The 907-nt window shown below is 52.5% G+C and carries 2 protein-coding genes; one reads left to right on the top strand and one right to left on the bottom strand.

The features are described from left to right. Positions 1-252 (top strand): hypothetical protein (locus JIN85_RS21525; RefSeq protein WP_234047545.1); only part of this gene is annotated, 252 nt, incomplete at its 5' end. A 79-nt stretch (positions 253-331) separates the two neighbouring features. Here the strand turns inward: JIN85_RS21525 and JIN85_RS20610 are convergent. Beyond that, positions 332-754, bottom strand: coding sequence for a hypothetical protein (locus JIN85_RS20610; protein ID WP_200274400.1), 423 nt, complete (start codon positions 752-754; stop codon positions 332-334). Between the last annotated feature and the right edge of the window lie 153 nt (positions 755-907).

Here is a 907-nt window from a genome sequence, read left to right as displayed (position 1 = left end):
TCTACCTACCCACAAATCCAGATCAATCAAAACTCCGACGCGAAAGCTGCTCACCACTCAGCCCCGATTCGTGCCACTCCAAGTTCTCGTGAGACTCGACTCCTTCGCAGCAATCCGATCTACTACCAACGTAGTTCGAACTACCAAATTCACTCCGACTCTCCCATCACCAACCCGGAAGTCATTCCGGCAGCCAACACCAAGGTTAAACTACCGAATCAATCATATTCATTCTTATCCAGAATGTCATAGGCCATCCGGCGGCGTCCCGGAAGTCCGAATTCAATTTGGCGCGCTCTCGCCGTCGGATGCGCCGACTTGTTGGCCGTCTTTATTCAATACCCAAAGATTTGACTTTAATTACACGACCGCGCTGATCGAAACTGATGTTGAACTGCCAACCATAGCTTCCCGTGTCGAATCGATACACCAGTTCTCCTTTGGGCGCTGGATAGAATGGGAAGTTGTATAAGCTATCGCTGGCCTTCTCTGGGTCGCCGAGCAAGCTAATCACCTGTACGCGGGTCAACCCCGTGAGCGAGATAGATGAGAAAACACGATGAGCAGCTTCTTGAGCACGGTCGCTCGATGCCTTCCGTTTGGAACCACCTTGCATCTGAACTGTCTCCCACATGAGTTTGATGTCGGCGCGCTGTGCCTCGGTAAGCTTCGGCACTGCTGGCTGCACCTCCGAAGCAGCGTCTTTTGGTGTAGTTGGACTCTGATTCTTCAATGGGTCCTCCTCTGCGTTCAATTGAATAGCGAGTATTCCGAAATATATGATGCAGAATAGCGTCCTCATTTTTTTGGCCAACGTCAAAGGCCTGGCACCCGCTACCGGGAGCGCCCCTCCGATTCTGGTTGAGGTTTGTCACCACCCTCCGAATCCGACTCGGGGCGGGTAGCG

It is taken from the genome of Luteolibacter pohnpeiensis (assembly GCF_016595435.1).
GTDB classification, from domain to species: Bacteria; Verrucomicrobiota; Verrucomicrobiia; order Verrucomicrobiales; family Akkermansiaceae; genus Luteolibacter; species Luteolibacter pohnpeiensis.
Note: the sequence above shows the minus strand (reverse complement) of the source record. Positions and strands in the feature narration are given on the sequence as shown.